Annotated in this window: 18 protein-coding genes and 1 tRNA gene; 6 read left to right on the top strand and 13 right to left on the bottom strand. The window is 35.7% G+C overall.

From position 1 onward, the window contains the following. Position 1: 1 nt before the first annotated feature. Entirely contained in the window at positions 2-1,027 is a 1,026-nt protein-coding gene (locus tag PXC01_RS06525) for an asparaginase (protein WP_276472115.1), read from the bottom strand. Between the two features lie 27 nt (positions 1,028-1,054). Then, positions 1,055-1,822 (bottom strand): TatD family hydrolase, encoded by a 768-nt coding sequence (locus tag PXC01_RS06520; RefSeq protein WP_276471515.1) that lies wholly within the window; start codon positions 1,820-1,822, stop codon positions 1,055-1,057. Positions 1,823-1,860: 38 nt separating this feature from the next. Here PXC01_RS06520 and PXC01_RS06515 point away from each other — a divergent pair, with 38 nt between their 5' ends. Continuing rightward, positions 1,861-2,310 carry a retropepsin-like aspartic protease gene (locus tag PXC01_RS06515; RefSeq protein WP_276471514.1) on the top strand — a complete coding sequence of 150 codons (450 nt, stop codon included), beginning with the start codon at positions 1,861-1,863 and terminating at the stop codon, positions 2,308-2,310. A gap of 40 nt (positions 2,311-2,350) precedes the next feature. On the opposite strand, the gene odhB is transcribed toward PXC01_RS06515, so the two are convergent. Further along, complete coding sequence (odhB, locus tag PXC01_RS06510) at positions 2,351-3,571, bottom strand: 2-oxoglutarate dehydrogenase complex dihydrolipoyllysine-residue succinyltransferase (protein ID WP_276471513.1); 1,221 nt, start codon at positions 3,569-3,571, stop codon at positions 2,351-2,353. A gap of 25 nt (positions 3,572-3,596) precedes the next feature. Continuing rightward, on the bottom strand, positions 3,597-6,392 hold the full coding sequence (locus PXC01_RS06505) for a 2-oxoglutarate dehydrogenase E1 component (RefSeq protein WP_276471512.1): 2,796 nt from the start codon (positions 6,390-6,392) through the stop codon (positions 3,597-3,599). Positions 6,393-6,509: 117 nt separating this feature from the next. Between PXC01_RS06505 and PXC01_RS06500 the strand changes: the two genes are divergently transcribed. Together PXC01_RS06500 and PXC01_RS06495 are read left to right on the top strand one after the other, a co-directional pair. Next, complete coding sequence (locus PXC01_RS06500) at positions 6,510-7,025, top strand: alpha-ketoglutarate decarboxylase (RefSeq protein WP_276471511.1); 516 nt, start codon at positions 6,510-6,512, stop codon at positions 7,023-7,025. Positions 7,026-7,061: 36 nt separating this feature from the next. Next, the gene (locus PXC01_RS06495; RefSeq protein ID WP_276471510.1) at positions 7,062-8,165 is read left to right on the top strand and encodes an acyltransferase family protein; all 1,104 of its coding nucleotides are present in this window, start codon (positions 7,062-7,064) and stop codon (positions 8,163-8,165) included. A gap of 15 nt (positions 8,166-8,180) precedes the next feature. Here PXC01_RS06495 and PXC01_RS06490 read toward each other — a convergent pair whose 3' ends face one another. The 4 genes from PXC01_RS06490 to PXC01_RS06475 form a co-directional block, all read right to left on the bottom strand. Further along, a complete protein-coding gene (locus PXC01_RS06490; protein WP_276471509.1) occupies positions 8,181-8,534 on the bottom strand; it encodes a hypothetical protein in 354 nt (117 codons plus the stop codon). 46 nt (positions 8,535-8,580) lie between these two features. Beyond that, positions 8,581-9,855, bottom strand: a complete 1,275-nt coding sequence (locus tag PXC01_RS06485; RefSeq protein ID WP_276471508.1) for a metal-dependent hydrolase family protein — start codon at positions 9,853-9,855, stop codon at positions 8,581-8,583. 76 nt (positions 9,856-9,931) lie between these two features. After that, on the bottom strand, positions 9,932-10,948 hold the full coding sequence (gene galE, locus PXC01_RS06480) for a UDP-glucose 4-epimerase GalE (protein ID WP_276471507.1): 1,017 nt from the start codon (positions 10,946-10,948) through the stop codon (positions 9,932-9,934). 45 nt (positions 10,949-10,993) lie between these two features. Next, positions 10,994-12,148, bottom strand: coding sequence for a DegT/DnrJ/EryC1/StrS family aminotransferase (locus PXC01_RS06475; RefSeq protein ID WP_276471506.1), 1,155 nt, complete (start codon positions 12,146-12,148; stop codon positions 10,994-10,996). A 90-nt stretch (positions 12,149-12,238) separates the two neighbouring features. On the opposite strand from PXC01_RS06475, the gene PXC01_RS06470 reads away from it, so the two are divergent. Then, a complete protein-coding gene (locus tag PXC01_RS06470) occupies positions 12,239-13,486 on the top strand; it encodes a 3-deoxy-D-manno-octulosonic acid transferase (protein ID WP_276471505.1) in 1,248 nt (415 codons plus the stop codon). A gap of 878 nt (positions 13,487-14,364) precedes the next feature. Here PXC01_RS06470 and PXC01_RS06465 read toward each other — a convergent pair. Both PXC01_RS06465 and PXC01_RS06460 read right to left on the bottom strand, forming a co-directional pair. Beyond that, on the bottom strand, positions 14,365-16,449 hold the full coding sequence (locus tag PXC01_RS06465) for a glycoside hydrolase family 16 protein (protein ID WP_276471504.1): 2,085 nt from the start codon (positions 16,447-16,449) through the stop codon (positions 14,365-14,367). A 309-nt stretch (positions 16,450-16,758) separates the two neighbouring features. Next, on the bottom strand, positions 16,759-19,563 hold the full coding sequence (locus PXC01_RS06460; protein ID WP_276471503.1) for a helix-turn-helix and ligand-binding sensor domain-containing protein: 2,805 nt from the start codon (positions 19,561-19,563) through the stop codon (positions 16,759-16,761). A 243-nt stretch (positions 19,564-19,806) separates the two neighbouring features. Between PXC01_RS06460 and PXC01_RS06455 the strand changes: the two genes are divergently transcribed. After that, positions 19,807-20,055, top strand: coding sequence for a hypothetical protein (locus tag PXC01_RS06455; protein WP_276471502.1), 249 nt, complete (start codon positions 19,807-19,809; stop codon positions 20,053-20,055). A 55-nt stretch (positions 20,056-20,110) separates the two neighbouring features. Here the strand turns inward: PXC01_RS06455 and PXC01_RS06450 are convergent, their stop codons facing one another. The 3 genes from PXC01_RS06450 to PXC01_RS06440 all read right to left on the bottom strand — a co-directional run bounded on the left by PXC01_RS06450 (position 20,111) and on the right by PXC01_RS06440 (position 21,837). Next, positions 20,111-20,398, bottom strand: a complete 288-nt coding sequence (locus PXC01_RS06450; RefSeq protein ID WP_276471501.1) for a DUF427 domain-containing protein — start codon at positions 20,396-20,398, stop codon at positions 20,111-20,113. A gap of 15 nt (positions 20,399-20,413) precedes the next feature. After that, the gene (locus PXC01_RS06445; protein ID WP_276471500.1) at positions 20,414-21,619 is read right to left on the bottom strand and encodes a bifunctional alpha/beta hydrolase/OsmC family protein; all 1,206 of its coding nucleotides are present in this window, start codon (positions 21,617-21,619) and stop codon (positions 20,414-20,416) included. Positions 21,620-21,755: 136 nt separating this feature from the next. Then, positions 21,756-21,837: transfer RNA gene (locus PXC01_RS06440), tRNA-Leu, on the bottom strand. A gap of 128 nt (positions 21,838-21,965) precedes the next feature. Here PXC01_RS06440 and PXC01_RS06435 point away from each other — a divergent pair. Beyond that, complete coding sequence (locus tag PXC01_RS06435) at positions 21,966-23,357, top strand: dipeptidase (RefSeq protein ID WP_276471499.1); 1,392 nt, start codon at positions 21,966-21,968, stop codon at positions 23,355-23,357. The last annotated feature ends 78 nt before the right edge of the window (positions 23,358-23,435 follow it).

Here is a 23,435-nt window from a genome sequence, read left to right as displayed (position 1 = left end):
TTTACAGCATCTCTCCGCGTAAAGAAGTTTCAAAAACAGTTTTGAACAATTCATGGGAGACACCACTGCCTAGTAAGTACATTGCCTTTGTAATGGCAGCCTCGGTTGTAATATCCTTACCATTAATCACTTGCATTTGTTTTAACCTGGAACTTGTCTCATAGTGCCCCATCATAACCGCGCCACCAGAACACTGTGTAACGTTGATTATATGTACACCTGCTTTTATAGCATTATTTAATTTCTTAAGAAACCATTCTTCCATAGGCGCATTTCCAGAACCATATGTCTCCAAAATCAACGCTTTTAAATTTTCAGCGTTTAAAATTGCATCAATAACATTTTTATTAATTCCTGGAAAAATTTTTAAAATTGCAACATTATCGTCCATATTTCTATGGGATTTTAGCTTTAATTTTCTTTTTTGTGGCAATAAATATTCCTCAAAAACGGTCAAATGCACACCAGATTCAATCAAATGAGGATAGTTTAATGAGGCAAACGCCTGAAATTGCTCTGCATTTATCTTAGTAGTTCTATTGCCACGGTACAATTTATATTCAAAATAAAGTCCTACTTCCTGAATAACCGGCTTACCATTTTTATATAATGCTGCAATTTGTATTGCTGTTATCAAATTTTCTTTTGCATCGGTCCTTAAATCTCCTATAGGCAATTGAGACCCTGTAAATATCACCGGCTTAGAAAGATTTTCAAGCAAAAAACTCAACGCAGAGGCCGTATAGCTCATGGTATCACTACCATGTAATACCACAAACCCATCATAATCTTGATATTTTCCTGAAATTATATCTGCAATAGCCACCCAATGCGTGGGGTTCATATTAGATGAATCTATGGGGTGATCGAACGAAAAACTAGATATCGTACAATCTAACTGATTAAGCTCTGGTATATTTCTCATTAATTGCGAGAAATCGAAAGCTTTTAAAGCCCCAGAAGTATAATCTTTCATCATACCTATAGTACCACCTGTATAAATCAATAAAATATTTCTTTTATCTATACCCAAAACAGCATTTTATTATAATTATTAAATTCCGAAAACCTCTTTGGAATTCTCTGTTGTAAGCAAAGCTATTTCCTCATTTGAAACACTATGAATATCCGCTAACTTTTCTAGAACATTAACAATATATGCACTTTCATTTCTTTTACCCCTGTAAGGTGTAGGTGCCAAGTAGGGCGCATCAGTTTCTAAAACTATATGTTTTAAATCTATATTTTTTAGAAAAGTATCTATTTTACCATTCTTAAAAGTTACAACCCCACCAATACCTAACTTCATATTATATGAAATTGCTTTTTCTGCCTGCTCAAATGTACCCGTAAAGCAATGAAAAATTCCTCTTAAATTATCCCCTTTCTCCTCCTCTAGTATTTCAAACACCTCATCAAAAGCTTCCCGACAATGAATAACGATAGGCAATTTATGCTTCTTCGCTATTTGTATTTGCTTTCTAAAAGCAATTTGCTGTTCTTTTAAATACTTCTTTTCCCAATAAAGGTCAATTCCTATTTCACCAATGGCATAATACGTATGCTTATTTAACATTTCTTCTACATGGGCCAACTCTTCTTCAAAATTCTCTTTCACATGCGTGGGATGCAAACCTGTCATTAAAAACATATACCCCGGAAAATCTTTCTCTAGTGCCAACATACTTTCTGTATACGTAGAATCTATAGCAGGAATAAAAAACCGTTTTACGCCTAAATCAATTGCTTTCTGCACAGCTTCTCTTCGGTCATCATCAAAAGCTTCACCATATAAATGGGTATGTGTATCTGTTATAATCATGCCGCAAAAATAGGCTTATCTTTGAAAAAAAATGAATTATGACAACCCTCAAAAAATTTTTGAAGGATAAAAATTACGTACGCATTCCCTTAGTTTTGACTACGACCGATCACTTTGAGATTTATGCCGAAATAAATTCTGTTAAAGGACGATTTATATTGGACACCGGAGCATCTAATACCTGTATAGGTTTAGATCGTATTGCGCATTTTAACTTAATTTCAGAAGAATCTATAATTAAAGCGGCGGGTGCGGGCGCCACAAATATGGAAACATTGGTATCCAAAAGGAATACGATAAATTTAAATTCCTGGAAGTTTAAAAAACTGGAAATTGTATTATTTGACCTGAAGCATGTGAACGAAGCACTTACGGCACATAATGCAGAACCTGTTGACGGAATTATAGGAGCAGACATTCTAAAAAAGTCCAAGGCTATTATTGACTATGATAAAAAATGTATTTATCTAAAAAAGAAAAAGCGTTGAGTAATCTCAACGCTTTTTACTTTATTCTAATTTTAGAAAATTACATTTCCAAAGCTTTCTTAACGTTATTGTCCATCAATATTTCTTCTGGATTTTCTATTGCTTCTTTGATTGCCACCAAGAACCCTACAGATTCTTTACCATCAATAATTCGGTGATCATATGACAATGCAACATACATAATTGGCGCTATCGCAATAGCTCCGTCACGCGCAATTGGTCTTTCTACAATATTATGCATACCTAGAATAGCACTTTGTGGCGGGTTGATAATTGGCGTAGACAACATAGAACCAAATACACCACCATTAGTGATAGTAAATGTACCACCCGTCATTTCATCTACGGTAATTTCACCTTCACGAGCTCTGATCGCCAATCTTTTTACCTCAGCTTCAACACCTCTAAATGTTAAGTTTTCAGCATTACGGATTACAGGAACCATTAATCCTTTTGGTCCCGATACCGCAATACTAATATCACAGAAATCATAAGAAATCATTTCCTTACCATCAATCATAGAATTAACGGCAGGATACATTTCTAGAGCCCTAACTACGGCTTTAGTAAAGAAGGACATAAATCCTAACCCTACACCATGCTTACTTTTAAAATCCTCTTTATACTTATTTCTAAGTTCAAATACAGCACTCATATCCACTTCGTTAAAAGTGGTCAACATAGCCGTTTCATTTTTTGCGGATACTAATCGCTCAGCTACTTTTCTACGTAACATAGAAAGTTTTGAACGGGACTCACCACGGCTTCCACCAGTTGGCGACCCCATTGAAGGCACTGCATTTACAGCATCTTCCTTGGTAATTCTGCCATCACGGCCAGAACCGGATACAGATGTACTGTCTACACCTTTTTCATCCAATATTTTCTTGGCTGCAGGCGAAGGAACACCTGAAGCATAAGTTTCTTTAGCCTGAACTGGCTGTGGAGCTTTTTCAGTTTTAGGGGCTTCTTTTTTCTCTTCCTTAGGAGCACTTGTTGCACCAGAATCACCTTCTGGTTTTGCTGCACTTGTGTCAATTAAACAAACAACGGCACCAACGGCAACAGCATCGCCCTCTTCTGCTTTTAATGTAATTGTACCACTAACTTCTGCAGGCAATTCTAAAGTAGCTTTATCAGAATCTACCTCAGCAATTGCTTGATCTTTTTCTACATAATCCCCATCTTCAACTAACCATTCCGCTATCTCTACCTCTGTGATAGACTCTCCCGGCGAAGGGACTTTCATTTCTAGAATCATTCTTTCTATAATTTGATATGTTATTTTATTTTTTAGGTTTGGACATATTGTCCTTTGTCTTATCAAAGACGTAATCTATAACTTGTTGGTGACGTGCTTTTGAACGTACAGAACTACCCGCTGCGGGTGCCGCATAAAAACGTCTAGAAACTACTCTAAAATTCCTAGCTTCATCAAAATGCGTTAACAGGTGGCTCCACGCCCCCATATTTCTAGGTTCTTCCTGAGCCCAAACTATATCGTCCGCATTCTTATATTTGGCAATAGCCTCCCTAATTTGCTTTTCAGGAATAGGAAACAATTGCTCTATTCTTACCAATGCCACATCATCCCTAGAATTCTCTTCTTTGACCGCCAGAAGGTCATAATAGAATTTACCCGTACAAAATACCAAAGATTTTATTTTTTTGACATCTGCGGTTTCATCATCTATTACCTCTTGGAAACCTCCGGTAGTTAAATCTGCAATCTTAGACACCGCTTTAGGATGCCTCAACAAACTTTTAGGCGTAAATATGATCAAAGGCTTTCTAAAATTAGCCTTCATTTGTCTACGAAGAATATGGAACATCTGCGCTGGCGTAGTTACATCCGCTATATACATATTATCTTTTGCACATAGTTGCAAATAACGCTCCATTCTTGCCGAAGAATGCTCTGCACCTTGCCCTTCATAACCGTGAGGCAATAACATTACCAAACCATTTTGAAGTTTCCATTTATCTTCTGCCGCAGAGATATATTGGTCGATCATAATTTGAGCTCCATTACTGAAATCTCCAAATTGCGCTTCCCAAATAGTTAATGTATTAGGACTTGCCATGGCGTAACCATAGTCAAAACCTACAACACCATATTCTGACAATAGTGAATTATATATCTGAAATTTAGCTTGCTTTTCAGAAAGGTGATTTAACAAAATAACCTCTTCTTCACTTTCTTCAACTTTCATTACCGCATGACGGTGAGAAAAAGTACCACGCTCCACATCTTGCCCGGACATACGAACTGCATACCCTTCTTCCAGTAAAGAACCGTAAGCTAAGAGCTCACCCATTGCCCAGTCTAAGTTATCGGCTTCAAAATACATATTGTACCTATCTTTAACCAACTTCTCAACTTTACGTAAAAACTTTTTCCCCTCTGGCAAAGCAGTTATTACCTTGGCAATTTTATTTAATTTGGTTTTAGAAAATTTAGTATTCACGGCATCCATCATCTCCCATTCACGGACATTCTCAAAACCTTTCCATTCATCTGCCATGAACGGAGTAATTACAGTTTTGTCTTCTTTCCGGGAATCTTCTAATTTTTCCTCAAGAGAATCCTTATACTGCTTTTCTAACTGCTTAACGTAAGTGCTATCAATAACACCTTCTTGAATAAGTTTCTCTGCATATATATCTCTTGGATTTTTATGCTTGGATATAGCCTTGTATAATTTTGGTTGTGTAAACCTTGGTTCATCACCTTCATTATGCCCGTATTTTCTATACCCCAACAAATCTATAAACACATCTCCCTTAAACTGCATTCTATATTCTAACGCAAAAAGAGATGCATGTACTACAGCCTCCGCATCATCTGCATTAACATGTAACACCGGACTCAACGTTACCTTGGCAACATCGGTACAATAGGTAGATGTTCTGGCATCTAAATAGTTTGTTGTAAAACCAATTTGATTGTTTACCACTATATGTATAGTACCACCGGTCTTATATCCATCTAGCCCGGCCATTTGAACCACTTCATAGACCAAACCTTGACCAGCTATAGCAGCATCACCATGAACTACAATAGGCAAAACCTTAGAAATATCATCTTGATAATCCGCATCTTGTTTTGCTCTTGCAATACCCTCAACGACAGCACCTACCGTCTCTAAGTGAGATGGGTTAGGAGCAATGCTCATCTTAATTTTATTACCGTTGTCAGATTTTCTATCAGACGTCCAACCTAAGTGATATTTAACATCACCATCAAAAATCTCTTGCTCGTAGTCTTTACCATCGAATTCACTGAAGATATCTTTAGCGGATTTACCGAATATATTGGTAAGCACGTTCAATCTACCACGGTGAGCCATACCCATAACAAATTGCTTCACACCCATTTCAGCGGCGCGTTCCACAATTACATCCAAGGCAGGTATCAATGATTCATTACCTTCCAATGAAAACCTTTTTTGCCCTACGTATTTAGTATGCAAAAAAGTTTCAAAAGATATAGCATGATTAAGCTTCTTAAGAATATGTTTTTTACGGTCTGGCTCAAAATTAGGATGATTGTCATTTACGTTTATCCAATCTTGGATCCATTTAACACGCTCTGGTTTTCGAATATACATATACTCTACTCCAATAGCATCGCAATAGATACTTTGTAGATGCCTAACAATCTCTTTTAAAGAGCTGGGACCTATACCAATTACGTCACCGGCATTAAAAACAGTTTCCAGATCAGAAGAAGCTAATCCAAAATTTTCAATTTCTAAAGTTGGCTCGTAATGTCTTCGTTCACGTACGGGGTTTGTCTTAGTAAACAGATGGCCTCTGCTTCGGTAACCATCGATCAAGCGAATTACCTGAAACTCTTTTTGAAGAGATTCCGGCATTTCACTAGAATGGCCGTTTACTACAACCGTAGTTCGATTTTCATCGATTTCCAACTCGTCTAAAGAGCTTTCAACCCCAAAATCGAATCCTTGAAAAAAGGCTCTCCAGCTTGGCTCTACACTATCTGGATTTACTAAGTACTTATCGTATAACTCTGAAAAAAAAGAGGTATGAACGGTATTTAAAAAGGAATATTTATCCATGAATTACTTTCTGTATCTTTAGAATAAATTTCTAACAAAAATACAACATTTACAATATCTAACGATAGAATGCCATGTATTATTGAAAAAAACGAAACTTTAAAACAAAATCGTCATATGAGCTTAAAAAAAATAATTTTCATTGGGTTAGCAACGTTAAATATCACCATAACACTTGCCCAAGCATCAAAAAACAATTCTGATTTCTGGAATAACGTTAGATTTGGTGGAAGTATTGGATTAGGGTTCACAAATAATGGATTCAATGGATCTATTGCACCAAGTGCCATTTATCAATTTAACGACAAATTTGCTTCTGGGGCCAGTTTAAGTTTTAATTATGCCAAGTTTGACAATGATAAATTATTGGCCTATGGCGGCAGTGTTCTATCATTATACAATCCATTACCACAAATACAACTATCCGCAGAATTTGAGCAATTACGTATAAATAGAACGATTACGACACCGACCATAAATATTGAAGATAATTATTGGCTACCCGCATTCTTTATAGGTGCCGGTTACAGTAATAGAAATGTAACTTTTGGACTACGTTACGATGTATTGTACGATGACACCAAGAGTATTTACGGCAATGCACTAATGCCTTTTGTTCGAGTTTATTTTTAATATATCATTACCCTTCAACAAACCAAACCGACCGGCATGAACAAACTGAAAAACCGATATCTTTCATTGGATGTTTTTAGGGGAATGGATGTAGCCCTCATGATCGTCGTAAACTCTCCCGGAAACGGAGATACCAGTTTTGGAATATTAAAGCATGCTGCATGGAACGGGTTTACACTTACCGATCTTGTCTTCCCTACATTTTTATTCGTAGTTGGCAATGCTATGAGTTTTAGTATGAAGAAGTACGAAAACTTAGGAAACAGCGCATTTTTTAAAAAAGTTTTAAAACGATTTTTGGTAATATTCTTATTAGGGTTTCTTATGTATTGGTTTCCATTTTTTGAAGAAGGTAACTTAAAACCTATTGCCGAGACCAGAATATTTGGCGTATTACAACGTATAGCACTATGCTATTTGTTCGCTTCTATTCTGCTCCATTATTTTAATACAAAATCTGTATTATTTTTTAGTGTGATAGCACTAATAGGTTATCATATTATTCTAGTAGCATTTGGAGACTTGACCTTAACGGGAAATGCCGTTTTAAAACTCGATAAATTTTTAATTGGAGCTGACCATTTGTATCACGGCAACGGTGGTACGGCTTTTGACCCTGAAGGATTATTAAGTACATTACCTGCCATAGTCAATGTCATTGCCGGATACTTTACCGGTAAATTCATTCAAAAGAGCGGTCAAAATTTTGAAACCATAGCCAAACTCTTCATGGCTGCCGGCATTCTTATAATTACGGGATTTGCGTGGGATTTAATACTTCCGTTCAACAAAAAGCTATGGTCCAGTTCTTTTGTATTACTTACCAGCGGTATTGATATATTTATTATTGCCATTTTAATATATTTTCTTGACATACTAAAACCTGGAAAATGGACTTATTTCTTTGAAGTATTTGGCAGAAACACCTTGTTTATCTATTTATTATCGGAGCTTTTTATAATTAGTTTGGCAGAAATAAACATGAAAGGTACTACCGCATATAATTGGATAGCCAACAATATTTTCATTGCTACTACTGGCGATTACTTTGGATCTCTATTATTTGCCCTATGGGTTATGCTTACCTGTTGGCTAGTTGGCTACTTTATGGACAAAAAAGAATTTTACATTAAAGTATAAAAACAGTTACACAAATTACTGGTACATTTTCCGATACCATACCTTTTTATACGCTCTTTTTAAAATTAAGAATGTAACCTGATCCGCCACATCTACGGTATCGGTAATCTCTATATGCTGAAATTCACGTTCAGGTACATCTATGATATACATTAAGTTAAGATATTCTGCAAAATGCTCCATCATTAAGAAGTATATCTTTTCACGAATGAGAGCTACAAAAGCAATATTCTCCAAATTTTTTGGCATACTTAAGGGAACATTCGCAAGCATAAAATCTTTAATTACCTGCTGCTTCAATTCAACTATTAGAAAAGCGTCTACGGCCACCTGTATTAGTTGCTCACTATTATCAACTTTCAACTTCATACAATCATTCGTATTGATACAATTATGAAAAGAAAAAATGGAGTTATTACAATTGTTTATACACCACCCCTTCCTTCATTACAAAAACCACGTCCGTAAGTGTTTCAACATTGTTTAAAGGGTTTTCATTTACAGCAACAATATCTGCGATATACCCCACCTTGATCTGCCCTAACTCTTTCTCACCCAAAAGCATGGCATTTGTTATAGTGGCAGAGCGCAACGCCTCTATAATTGGCATCCCTGCTTTATTCATGTAAATAAATTCTTTAGCGTTATCTCCATGGGGAGACACCCCAGAATCTGTACCGAAAGCTATACTGACCCCTTTTTTATAAGCTTTTGCAAATGTAGCGTTCAATTTAGGACCAATTTCTAAAGCTTTTTTAGCAACGACCGGAGGCAAATAATTAGGTATTTTTGCCAATCTGGCCGCCTCTTGGCCTGCAGAAATAGTAGGAACCATAAATGTGTTATGCTTAATCATTAAATCCATAGTTTCCTCAGACATCAATGTACCATGCTCTATAGTTTTAATTCCTCCTAAAATAGCTCTTTGCATACCTTCGTCACCATGGGCATGGGCTGCGGTAAGCATACCATAGTCATTGGCCGTATCAGTAATCGCCTTTATTTCTTCAATGGTAAATTGAGGGTTTTGACCACTTTTAGCTACACTTAATACGCCGCCCGTAGCTGTAATTTTAATAACGTCCGCACCATCTTTATACCGCTGACGTACCGCTTTTCTACCATCTTCGGGAGAATTGACCACACCTTCTTTTGGTCCTGGATCCCCCATTAGTTCATTACTTCTACCATTAGTAGGATCTGCATGACCACCGGTAGAAGCAAGTGCTTTACCTGCAGTAAAAATTCTTGGTCCTACCACCGTACCCTTATTTATCGCTTTTTTTAAGGCGATATTTACTCCTGAGCCACCTAAATCACGAACTGTGGTAAAACCGGCCATCAATGTTCTTTTGGCATAAACTGTAGACTCAAAAGCAACATCGGCTTCATTTAAAGTAAATGCTTCTAAATATCTTGAAGGACTAGATTCGCTTTCAATATGAACATGCATATCTATAAAGCCCGGTAAAATAGTTTTCGATTTTAGATCTATTGTTTTGTCGGCATCACTTCCAGCAACAAAACCATTTCTAATCTCCCTAATCTTATTTTCTGAAATGACTATTGTTTTTTCAGACAAGATTTTACCAGATGCTACATCAACTATTTTCCCACATTGTAAATAGGTATCTTGAGCGGATACAACTGAAAACACGAACAAAACTAAAAGAAACAACGAATTTTTCATAACAGACGGCCTTTAAATTAAATAAGGGGAAATATAGCCATATTTCCCCTTATTTATATTGTAGACCCTGAAAAAATCAGTCACGTATTTTCTGTTCCCAAATCCAAGCGTAGTTCATAGCTTCATCCAGGCTATATTCAGCTTTCCAGCCTAAAACTTTATTTGCCTTTGTTGTATCTGCATAAGCGGTAGTAACATCACCAGGCCTTCTACCTACTACCTTGTAATTTAATTTTCTGCCAGACACTTTTTCAAAACTCTTTATAGCCTCTAATACAGAGCTACCCTTACCAGTACCTACATTAAATACCTCATAATTAGATTCATTTTTACCATTAAGTAAACGCTCTAATGCTACAACATGGGCTTTAGCTAAATCAACCACATAAATATAATCTCTAATACAAGTACCATCTGGCGTAGGGTAATCATCTCCAAAAACCGACAATTCTTCTCTTAACCCTATACCCGTTTGGGTAATAAAAGGCACCAAATTCTGAGGTACACCTTTGGGCAATTCCCCTATTTCACCACTAGGGTGTGCGCCCATTGGGTTAAAATAACGTAGGGCAATAGCATTCAAATTCGGTATCACCTTACAAGTATCGGCAATGATTTCTTCGCCCATTTGCTTGGTATTACCATATGGAGATTCTGCTGCCTTAACCGGTGCATCTTCTGTAATAGGCATTTTATCGGCTTGACCGTAAACGGTACATGAAGAACTAAAGATAAAGCTGGCTTTATTCTTTTTACACAATTCCTTTAAAATGTAAACTAGGGTACCTATGTTGTTCTCATAATATAAAAGAGGCTTTTCAACGCTCTCACCAACCGCTTTAGATGCAGCAAAATGGATAACACCAGTAACATCTTGATAACGTTGAAAAAAGTCTTCGACCTTATGCTTTTCTTTTAAATCCAATTTTTCAAAAGCCGGTTTTTTTCCGGTTATTGCCTCTATACCATCAAGAACGCTTTCATCTGAATTTGAACAGTCATCAATAATGACAACTTCAAATCCTTTGTTCTGTAATTCTACAACGGTATGAGAACCAATAAAACCTAATCCGCCTGTTACTAATACTTTCATTTATAATACTATTTGAACGTTATCAAATTTAGAAAACTATACTTACTACCCGTTAACAAACCCGATAACCAACTGCGTTATATGGTCAATCTGTTCTTGATCTAACTCTGTATGCATTGGCAAAGACAATACCTCTGTGACCAATTGATTTGTAACCGGAAAATCCGCTTCGTTATATCTATCATCTAGATATGCCTTTTGCTTGTGAAGTGGAATTGGGTAATAGATACCAAAAGGAACTTCATTTTTGGCTAAAAATTGTGCCAATTCATCTCTTTTACCGTTTGTTATACGCAACGTGTATTGATGAAAAACGTGACAATCGCACACATCACAAATACCTCCACAATTGTTGACCGTTACAGGTGTAACAATATGCTCTTGCCCTTCAAAAGCTTTAGAATAGGCTCGTGCTGCATTTCTTCTTGCTTCACAATACCAATCTAACTTTGGCAATTTAGCACGTAATACGGCCGCTTGTATAGAATCTAATCTTGAATTTACACCAACCACATCATGATGGTAGCGCTCATACATTCCATGGTTTACAATACCGCGAAGCGTATGCGCCAGTTTGTCGTCATTAGTAAAGATTGCACCACCATCACCATAACAACCCAGGTTTTTTGACGGAAAAAAAGAAGTAGCACCAACATGACCCATACTGCCAGCCATCTGTTTGGTACCATCTTTAGCAAGATACTTGGCGCCAATGGCCTGTGCATTATCTTCAATAACGAACAAGTCATGTTTTTTTGCCAAATCTAAAATTGCATCCATATTGGCACATTGACCAAAAAGATGAACAGGAACGATAGCCTTCGTTTTGGGCGTAATTGCTTTTTCGATCGCTTCAATGTCAATGTTAAAGGTATCAGGATAAACATCGACCAAAACAGGAGTTAACTGTAGCAAGGCAATTACCTCTACTGTTGCGGCAAAAGTAAAATCTGCCGTTATTACCTCATCACCCGGCTTTAAACCCAAACCCATCATTGCTATCTGCAAGGCATCTGTACCGTTGGCACATGGTATTACATGTTTAACCTGCAGATATTCTTCCAACTCCTTTTGAAATGCGTGCACCTCAGGTCCGTTAATAAATGCCGAAGTTTCTAATATTTGGGTTATTGAAGTATTTACTTGATCTTTAATTTCTTGGTATTGACCACCTAGGTCTACCATTTGTATCTTTTTCATCTGTTGTAATTACATGAAGCAATACAAAAATACGAAACAGGCGACAGTAATTTTATGGAAAGAAACGTAATTTAGCCCAAAAGCATCAGTTTGTACTTTCTCTATAACCTTATCGTCATCAGTGCCTCTGCCATTTTAAAGGCCCTAGCACTAACAAACACAAAACTATCCTTATTTGTAAATGGAAGAAGAGAAACTATTTCCTTGATCAATCAAAAAATTTCAAAAGAAGACAAGGTAATATGGATCCATGCCGCTTCTTTAGGTGAGTATGAACAAGGATTGCCCGTTATTGAAAAACTAAAAGATCAACATCCATCACATAAAATACTTCTTACTTTTTTTTCACCTTCCGGGTATGAGGTGAAAAAAGACAGCAAGGTAGCAGATTGTATTTGCTATTTGCCTATGGACACCAAGTCAAAAGTAAATTCATTTTTAACTGCTGCCCACCCAGATATAGCCATATTCATTAAATATGAAATTTGGCCTAACTACCTATTGAAACTGAAAAAAAACGATATACCAACATTTTTAATTTCGGCATTGTTTAAAGAAAATCAAATATATTTTAAATGGTACGGTGGTTTTATGCGTAAAGCAATGACCCAGTTTACCCATATATTTGTACAGAATGAAAAGTCTAAAAAACTATTAAGTTCTTTTGGTAACCTTACAAATGTTACCATTGCAGGGGACACCCGTTTTGATCGGGTAAGTGAAATTTTAGAGCGTAATAACGAGCTAGATTTCATGAAACTATTTAAAAACGAACAATATTGCTATGTAGCTGGTAGCACTTGGCCAGAAGACGAAAAAGTCATTATTGACTATATCAACCAAAACAACCAGCCTATTAAGTTTGTTATTGCACCGCACACAATTAAAAATAGTCATATTCAAGAAATTACCGGGGCCATAAGCAAAAAAGTAATGCGCTATACCGAAATGGACAAGGCAACTTTAAAGGACTATGATGTACTTATCATAGACACCATCGGTATTTTGACAAAAATTTACAGTTATGCCGATGTTGCCTATGTTGGCGGAGGCTTTGCTACCGGGCTCCACAATACACTAGAACCAGCAGTTTTTGGTATTCCAGTAATAATAGGTCCCCAGTTTGAAGAATTTGCAGAGGCAGAAGAACTAGTAGCACTTGGCGGAGTCATTTCCGTTCATAATTACCAAAGCTTTCAAAAAATCAGTGACAAGTGTTATACGAGTAATGATTACAGATTAAAAGTTGGAAATATCAATACTACGTACATTCAAGAAAAAGCTGGTGCAACCAATCTAATTGTTTCTAAACTAAGCTCCGTTTTCACCTCAAAATAACAAACATTTACCAATTAACCCCCGTAGTTATCACCTATTATATCAATTCAAAAAAGGCAAGTTATTGTATAGAAAAGATACTTTATAAGGATATTTTCTATACGTTAATCGATTTTACCAACCTATTCAACCGCACTTTAGGTTAGATCTCCCATATTGAGTACAGAACAATAGAACAATGATTATGAAACAAGAATTAACTTCAGGGGTTAAAATACTCAATGGATTTCTTAGATTAATGGTTACCTGCTTGGTAATAATTCTTTTATCTGTACCCTTGGCTGGCATTGCAGATTGGTTTAATTTAATTCAATAGATTTTAGAATAATATTGCCTATATAGCTTTACAAACGATGATGTGATGTTATAAATTACTGAAATTCAGACATCGACGAAATACAGATTTCTAGGCTGAATTGCATTTTTTATAAACGACACACCACAATAAAGTAGGATTTTACATCTATTTAAGAGAGTTTTACAACTTTTTCTATGGAATTGTTGCTTAATTCAACTAACTTTAGTAGTGTAACTTTAAAGTAGGTAATGTTATGAACAATTTATCTTTTAAAACCGGAGTAGAGACTTATCTATCCGTGCTTGTTATTGCAATGCATGCATTTTTAGCTGTAGTTGTAGTAGGAGCTTTTTTAGCCCTTTTGGGGATTGTCTAATCTTTTAATACCAAATCCTTATTGAAAAAAAATTACTTTAAAAAAAATGCCCCTTGATCAAGGGGCATTTTTTATTTATAATACCTTAGAAAGATGATTGCTTAAAATTTACAATTCATTTAAAAGCTCATTTTTTTAAAGAAACATAAAAATAAAAGGCTGCCGAAAAATATTCAACAGCCTTTTAAAAATAACTAACTAATTTTATTGATAAACTCTCACATAATCAACCTCCATGGTATCCTCTGTAAATGCTGGGTCTATAGTGCCTCCTAACGTACCACCCATTGCAACATTCATAATTAAAAAGAAATCGGCATTAAATGGAGTAGTAGCATTGTTTACAAAACTATTGTGAACCAATTGATCATCTACAACAAATTTAATACTGTCCGGCGTCCACTCAACAGTGTAATTATGAAACTCAGAGATAGCATTTTCTACCGGTGTAGAACCTACAACTGCATTTCCTGCAGAATTACCTGGATAGTGTAATGCACTACTAATAGTATTGTTATTATTACCTACATGCTCCATGATATCAATCTCACCGGCTGCAGGCCAACCCACCTCATCAAAATTAGCCCCTAAAGCCCACAATGCAGGCCAAGTACCGCCAGAAGAAGGTAGTTTAGCTCTAATTTCAACTCTACCATAAGTAAATTCAAAAAGATTTTCAGATTTTATTCTTCCGGATGTGATGCCACCAGAAGGAGATACACCAAAATCAAAAAACAACACAACGCGATCATAGGTACCTGCTGCAACTCCTGTAAAATCAAAAGATAATGTCTCCCAGGTATTGGCAACAGAAGAACTAACGCTCACCTCTACATTCTCATCCGCGTTTGCTTGGTTCTCAAGTTTTAAAATTATGTTTGCACCAATTGCAGGTGACCATGTTTTTAAAGTAATAATAGGATAAGTAACAAGATCAACAGGTGCAGATAAATCAAAAAATGAACCTGCCCAAGTTTCAGCACCTAATGCTTTAGTAGATTCCGCTACATTAGCACTTGTGTTTTCACCAGTAGCATCAGGATTGGCAATTACACCTGTTCCCACACCACCAAAACCAGTAAAAACCGGAGCAACACCTTCAAAATTTTCTATAGACTGGGTACCTCCTGCAGCATCGACCAAAGTCATTTCATCAAAATAGTGAACAGCTGCTTCACCTTCGCCAGCTATTGCGGTTATTTTCAAGACCCCATCTTCTACCTTTACATTTTCAGCCTTATCGGTATATGTTTGTGATTCCGCATTACCCCAGCCACCAGCACCTAGGTCATATGCCCAATTTGCAGGATTTGGCGCACCATCAACATCAAACTCATCTGACCAAACCAAATTGGTATATATAGTTTCCAAGCTTTCTTCAGCACCTTCTACAGCTTCTGAAGATGTAAACTTATGGTACCACGCCAGATCAGCATTTTCCGTATCATAAGTTCTAACATACAATTCAGTATCACTTATCGATAAGATTTCATAGGTAGATGAGCCAACATAATACCCCATAAAACCACCATCTGAAAAACTCATCTGAATTCCCGTAGTTTGATCATCTGGGACATTACCCGACACTTCTGAGAGAACTACGCTCTTTGATCCCGTAGTATCAAAATCATAACAAAAATCAATATCTTCTGCACCACCTACAACAGCCTTGTGCCCAACATTAAAATAAGTTTGCCCTTTGTTATCCAACATATACGTTAATGCTCCAGAATCATCTACTGAAAATGTTAGTTCATCATCACATAAACAATCCGAATCATCTGTACCACATTTTTCAAACGCCGATGCAGAATACCATTTAGGATACCACCAGTCTCCATCAATTCCTTCTCTTGCAGGTCCTAAACCTAAATGCCCAGGTTGTGCAGCAGCTAAAAACCAAGTTTTTGAACTATTGTTGGTCAAAAATGAAATAGTCTCAGTATCTGTAAATGCCAATGAAACGGAGACATTCAATGTTTCGGAAATCTTTTTCCCTTCCGTAGAACCAGCAGTTATAGTTACCGTATATGAATTATCCCCAATTTCATCATAAGTTTTGGTCGTTAATCCAGAAGTTTCTAATGCCGAAGTACCATCACCAAAGTCATAATGGTAATAATTTGCATTTGTCGCAGACGCAGAAAACTCAAAAACACCCTCTCCTAAATTTTGAGCGCTTACCGTTAAGTTAGAAGGCATTACCGATTCTGGAATATCAATTTCATCTCCGTCACAGCTCATTAATACCGCAAATAAAGATACCATGATATACTTTAAATTTTTCATAGTTAATTTTTTTGTTGAGTTAATTATTCAATTTTAAATATTATCAAAAGCGATTCAAACAACAATCTTTGTTGTATTCAATTCAAGAAGATAACACTAGAGCAATTTAACACACATAATTACCATATTCTAAATTTTTACCACTACAAAAAACATACAATACAAATTATAACCTAAAAAAAATAGATAATACCAATATTTAGGGGTAGAATGAACAAAACCTTATTAATTAATAAAGCATACAGAAAGCAACCAAAAACATAAAATGTTGTGGTAATGTTGTGGTATTATTTTGTTTTGTAGAGGAAATTAAAGACCCATTATGTAGTCAGTTAAACCAGATTCACGAGAAAGACCCATTTTTTTACGGAGACGATATCTTTTAACTTCTACACTGCGGACAGATATATTTAAAAGTGGAGCAATTTCTTTAGAAGAAAGGTTTAACCTTAAATAAGCACATAAACGTAAATCGTTAGCGGATAATTCTGGATGTTTACCTTTCACTTTTTTCAAAAAATCTTTATCGGCATTATTAAAGGCTCTTTCAAAAAACTTCCAATCATCTTCATTATTAATGTTTCTATCAATTATTTTAATTACAGATTTTACCTGAGGATTATCTGAACTTTCCTTCAACTTATCCTTTATAGAACTTAAAAATTCATTTTTCTTAATAATACTCATTGTAGAAATTGCCAACTCTCTATTTTTACTATCTACAAGTTCTTGTAATTGTTCATTTTTAATTTGAACAATCTTTTTTTGGTTCTTAAGCTTTTTACGCTTCAATCTTTTGTTATTGGCTTTTATTAATTGAAGCTGCTGCCTTTTATAATAGCTCTTATAAATTCTATGAATTAGTAACGAGGTTAACATTGCAATGATGATATAACATATAATTGCCCAATATGAAACATACCAAGGTCTTAAAATGGTAAAACTATAATTTGCAGTATTGCTGGATACATCATTACCAATTTTAGCCTTTACCTTGAAATTATAGTCCCCATAAGGTATATTATCAAAAGAAGCACTTGAAGAGAGTTTCCAACTACTCCACTCCTCATCTAGACCTTCTAACAAGTATTGATAATAGACTTCCGTATATTTATCATATTCGGCTACATTATAATTAAAGCTAATACTATTTTCTTCATATAATATTTGTGGATTATCATGAATGAGTAAATTATCTTCAAGATCGTTTGGCATTTTTTTGATTGCAGAACCAATCTTGACTTCATATACTCTTTTCTCAATAGCATTTAAATCTAAGGTAATGTAGCCATTAGAAATTCCTATTAAATACAACTCATCCCCTAGATGAACCACCGATTCAAAGCCTAAGACACCCATTGTTCTCCTAAACGCTGCTGGAACTGGAATCTTAATCATTTGCGGTTCCTTGCTTAAATGTCCTTTGGAAACCGTAATTATATTATTTTTTGTAAAACCCCAAAGTCTTTCAAAATTATTTGTAGACCTAAGTATACCTATAATATGCTCATCTTCATTGAAGAAGTTATTCGTTAAAACAGACTCTGCTATAAATTCCTCATTATTCTTGTTATACTTAAAAACACCATTAATAGTACTGTAGAGTATTTGGTTATTATATCTTAATAAACTAGAACCAATTCCCTTTGACTCTTTTCTGTCTATCTTTTCAACACTAGTAAGATCATTACTAATTTTTAAATCATAAACTCCCTTATAATCGTGATTAACCAATATATGATAATCGCCTACAGTTTCAAAAAATCTAGTAGAGCTATCAAAACCGACGATACTATTACGGTACTTCCAATTACCATCATCATTCTCAAGAATACTAAGACCCTTGTAATTACCTTGGATGAGCAAATTGGATCTACCTGATATAGATTGAACGTCCCAAGTGCCTGGCACGCTCGAGATTTTATTTACTTCTCCATTCCTTACTACATAAGTTCCGGTGTGATGCCCACAGAATAAGGTACCATCAATTTCCTTTAATGACCAGACCTGCCCTTCCGTACCATCTATTAGCTTAAATTCATCATTTCTATCTATTCTTTTGTAAAACAATCCTTGATTGGTTCCTAGATATAACAAATTATCTATTTTCTTTGCCGTATAGACTACACCTATACTTCCTGCATAATCAATATATTCCCTAAAAGGCGACTCTAGATTAACAATACTAATACCATTATCCAAACCCAACCAGAGATTATAATCGTTATCTTGAAACAGTGAAAGAACAGTATTATTATTAATTCCCTTTTCCTGATTTATATGTTTTAATACCCCCCCATTTTTATTTAAATGGTATATTCCTTTTGAGATTGTTCCTAAAACAAAAGAACCATCATGCAATTGTATTGCACTGAAAATTTTAGTTAGTGAAAAATCATCTAAAGACGTAATTTTCCATTCTATAATTCCTTCGTTTCCTAAATTATAAAAAGAACCTTCTTCAGTTATGACCAGTATATGGTTGTCTACACTAAATGCCCCAACAATATTTATATTCTTGAACACGGCCTCATCAGAAACCATAATTGGCTCTCCATTTTCTAGTGTAAAAAAACCTTTACCTATATCTTGAAAGTATATTTTACCATCAATTTCAAATATTTTAGGATTATTACTCCTAACATCAAAAATTTGAAATGTTGAACTATGTATATTATAAACATAAACCCTATCCAAAGACTGAAAAAGCACCCAATCTTTAAGCTGTGTTATATTCCAAAAATCCTCGTCTTCTATAAGCGGTTCTTTTAACCGATCGGAAATGGATATATAGTCTAATTTACCGTATGCATTACGATCCCAATAGCCAAACTCCATATAACTACCTGTATAAATCTTGTCATCAAAAGCCATAACAGATTTTACCGGTGTTCCATAAGGCATTTGGTACAATGACCAAGAATTTCCATTAAACTCTAACAAGCCATCATTATTTGCTACATATATAGTCCGATCTGCAGATTGAGCCATAGACCAATTCTGGTTACCGGCATTATATTCTATAGGTGTATAGTTTTGAATAGGAGGTAGCTCTTGCCCGAATAAGCGTAGTGCAAAGAGAACTATTGTAGTGATAAAAAGTCTAAATATCATTTAAGGTAACATCAATATTCAATCTTTTAAATATAAGGCATTTAAAGTCAGTGGAGACATTCTAGTATTATACAAGCTATTAAAATGACACACTGAATACTAAATATCAAAAGTAGCCATTGAGTTACTCAACTATACTTCTATTTTTAAATAATCTAAATACATACTACTGTAATACAGCAATTTAAATTGTTTTTTTAAGTTTAGCAACGTAGATTTATATAGAACGTAAAACAATAAATTATGTCGATAAGATTAGGAAATAGTTGCGTTAATTGCGACAACTTAGTAGAAGGGAATACTTGTAAAGTTCATGGAGTAAAAGTTGGTAATAGTTATACTTGTGATAGTTTTGAAATGAAAGCCGCTTTGAAGGATGACACCAATTGTATAACCTGTATTAGATTTGAATCTAGCGATTGTGCAAACCCACAAAAGGCAGCACCAGGCATGTCATGCAGCCACTGGGCTCCACAAAATGCTACAGCGTAAGTGATTTAATCGTATAAAATTTTAAAGGTCAGTTTAACACTGACCTTTTTTAATGCTAGATTTCTTTCACTTCTACCCCTTTCCAAAAAGCGATATACCCTTTAATACCTTTTGCTAATTCTGATACTTCTGGATAATACCATGCGGCATCCTTGTTGACATCACCATCAACATTTATATCATAATAAGATGCTACTCCTTTCCAGGGGCAACTTGTATGTGTATCCGTAGTTGTAAAATATTCTTTTTTAATTGCGGAAGGCGGAAAGTAATGGTTGCCTTCAACCTGTACCGTAGCATCACTTTCAGCAATTACCGTATTATTCCATATAGCTTTTACCATATTATTTTAGTTTTTTTATTTAAGTTTTGTTATTATAACCGATGTTGCGGACAAGGTTTTATGCACAGGACATTTATCTGCAATTTCCATTAACCTACTCTTTTGACTATCGTCTAAATTACCGAACAATTCTATACTTCGTTTAAAAGTATCGATCTTTTTAATAGTCGAAGTATTTTGAGAATCAGGAGCATATTCTTTACCGTGATCAATATGTACTATAATCTTTTGTAAGTCCCACTTTTTTCTTGAAGCATACATTCTTAAAGTCATAGCAGTACAAGCTCCCAAGCCAGATGAAACGTAGTCATAAGGCGAAGGACCAAAGTCATTACCGCCAAAATCCTTAGGCTCATCTGCAATCAACAGATGATTACCGGCCACTATTTCAGAGGTGAAACCCTCATTACCAATACTTACTGCCACCTGATGCGTAGTTTTTACAGACTGTCTTTTAGGAATATCCAAATACCGCTCTGCCCAAACTGCAATCACATTACCTACATAGGTAGAATCTACACTATCCATTAAAAGATGGTCGGCCTTATCAATAGAAATAAAGCTCTTTGGATGATGTGCATACTGGTACAATTCTTTTGCATTTTCAATCCCTACAATGGTATCTTGAGGAGAATGCAGCACCAAATACGGTTTTCTTAAATTCTTTAGGACCTCTTTCATTGGTTTAGATTCAATATCATCTATAAAATCCTTTTTGATAGTAAAATCGCGTCCTCCGATATTCACTTTTGCCTTACCGGTTGCATTTATTTCATCTACATTAGATTTGAACAAATGTTGCACATGTGCCGGTGAAGATGGCGCCCCAATGGTAGAAACAGCAACAACGGACTCCAGTTTAGCAGAAGCAAAAATAACGGCTGCACCACCAAGTGAGTGACCTACTAGCAAAGAGGGAGCTTTATAATTCACTTCTAAAAACTTAGATGCGTAAATAAGGTCAGAAACGTTAGATGAAAAGTTGGTGTCCTCAAAACTGCCCTCGCTATCGCCTAACCCGGTAAAATCAAAACGGAGCACTGCTATTCCTTTATTCACTAGGGCCCTTGATATATTACGAACAGCAGAGAAATTCTTATTACACGTAAAACAATGCGCAAAAATGGCATAGCTATGTGCTTCTTGATTATTAGGTATTTCTAACCTAGCTGCTAATTGTTTTCCTTCAGAATTTGTAAATGATACTTTTTCGAAACCCATAACTATCCTTTCTCCAATATTAGAAGTAAATAACTACTAAAACTTACAATTCTTATGAGAAACAGAAATCTAGGATGCTCCTTTTAAAACTAAATCCATAAAAAAAGCCTCTCAGTTTCCTGAAAGGCTTTCGTTGTACAGGCGGAGAGACTCGAACTCTCACACCTCGCGGCACTAGATCCTAAGTCTAGCGTGTCTACCAATTCCACCACGCCTGCATACTTTCCAAAATCACGATATGTGATTATCGGGGTGCAAATATAATGCAAAAAATCAATTCTCTAAATTTTAGCTATTTAAAAATTACGCTTTTTGTACTTTTATCAAAAGTCAGATAAAAAATTGCATGAAAAACGTAAAGAATTATATCTCCGAAAACAAGGACCGATTTCTAAATGAAATCATAGAACTACTTAAAATACCGTCTGTTAGCGCAGATCCTGCATTCTCTCAAGATGTATTAAACGCTGCGGAAATGGTAAAATCAAAACTAGAAGATGCAGGTTGCGATATTGTTGAAATTCATGAAACAGCCGGTTACCCTATAGTTTATGGTGAAAAAATTATAAATAAAGACCTACCAACCGTTCTAGTATATGGCCATTATGATGTACAACCGGCCGAGCCATTGGAATTATGGACTTCCCCACCTTATGAACCGGTAATCAAAAAAACCGATATACACCCAGAAGGAGCCATTTTTGCACGTGGCGCCTGCGATGACAAAGGGCAAATGTACATGCATGTAAAGGCATTGGAGTTGATGGTAAAAACCGATCAGCTGCCATGTAATGTAAAATTCATGATCGAAGGCGAAGAGGAAGTTGGGAGTAATAACTTAAGTATTTATGTTGCCGAGAATAAAGAAAAATTGGCAAACGATGTTATTTTAATATCGGACACGGGCATGATCGCCAATGATGTCCCTTCTATAACCACTGGTTTACGCGGACTTAGTTATGTTGAAGTAGAAGTTACGGGTCCTAATCGTGATTTGCATTCTGGTTTGTATGGTGGGGCCGTAGCAAATCCGATCAACATTTTAACTAAAATGATTGCTAGTTTACATGACGAAAATAACCATATTACCATTCCAGGGTTTTATGACAAGGTAGAGGAACTTTCCGCCGAAGAACGCGCAGAAATGGCAAAAGCACCATTTAGCATTGAAAAATATCAAAAAGCTTTGGATATTGATTCAGTGTATGGTGAAGCAGGTTATTCTACAAACGAACGTAACTCCATTAGACCTACCTTAGATGTCAATGGCATTTGGGGCGGTTATATTGGGGAAGGAGCCAAGACGGTTATAGCAAGTAAAGCATATGCTAAAATATCTATGAGATTGGTACCCAACCAAGATTGGAGAGAAATTACCGAGCTATTTAAAACTCATTTTGAATCTATTGCACCTAAAGGTGTTACCGTAGTAGTAAAACCTCATCATGGAGGTCAAGGTTATGTAACGCCAATAGATACTGATGCATACCAAGCAGCATCAAAAGCATACGAAACCACATTTGGAAAAAAACCGATACCGCAACGTAGTGGTGGTAGTATTCCTATAGTCTCTCTATTTGAAAAAGAATTAAAAAGTAAAACTATTCTTATGGGCTTTGGTTTAGATAGTGATGCCATACACTCCCCTAACGAACATTTTGGGGTATGGAACTACTTAAAAGGCATTGAAACCATCCCTTATTTCTATCAATATTTTACGGAAATGACCAAGAAGTAGTTGACAGTTGACAGTTGACAGTTGACAGTAAATTAAAAAACGTCTTTGCTTACAAAGACGTTTTTTATTGTAGAAGTA

It is taken from the genome of Maribacter huludaoensis (assembly GCF_029350945.1).
In the GTDB taxonomy this organism is placed as follows: Bacteria; Bacteroidota; Bacteroidia; order Flavobacteriales; family Flavobacteriaceae; genus Maribacter; species Maribacter huludaoensis.
The sequence above is the reverse complement of the archived record's forward strand: the minus strand, read 5'-3'. Positions and strand labels throughout refer to the sequence as shown.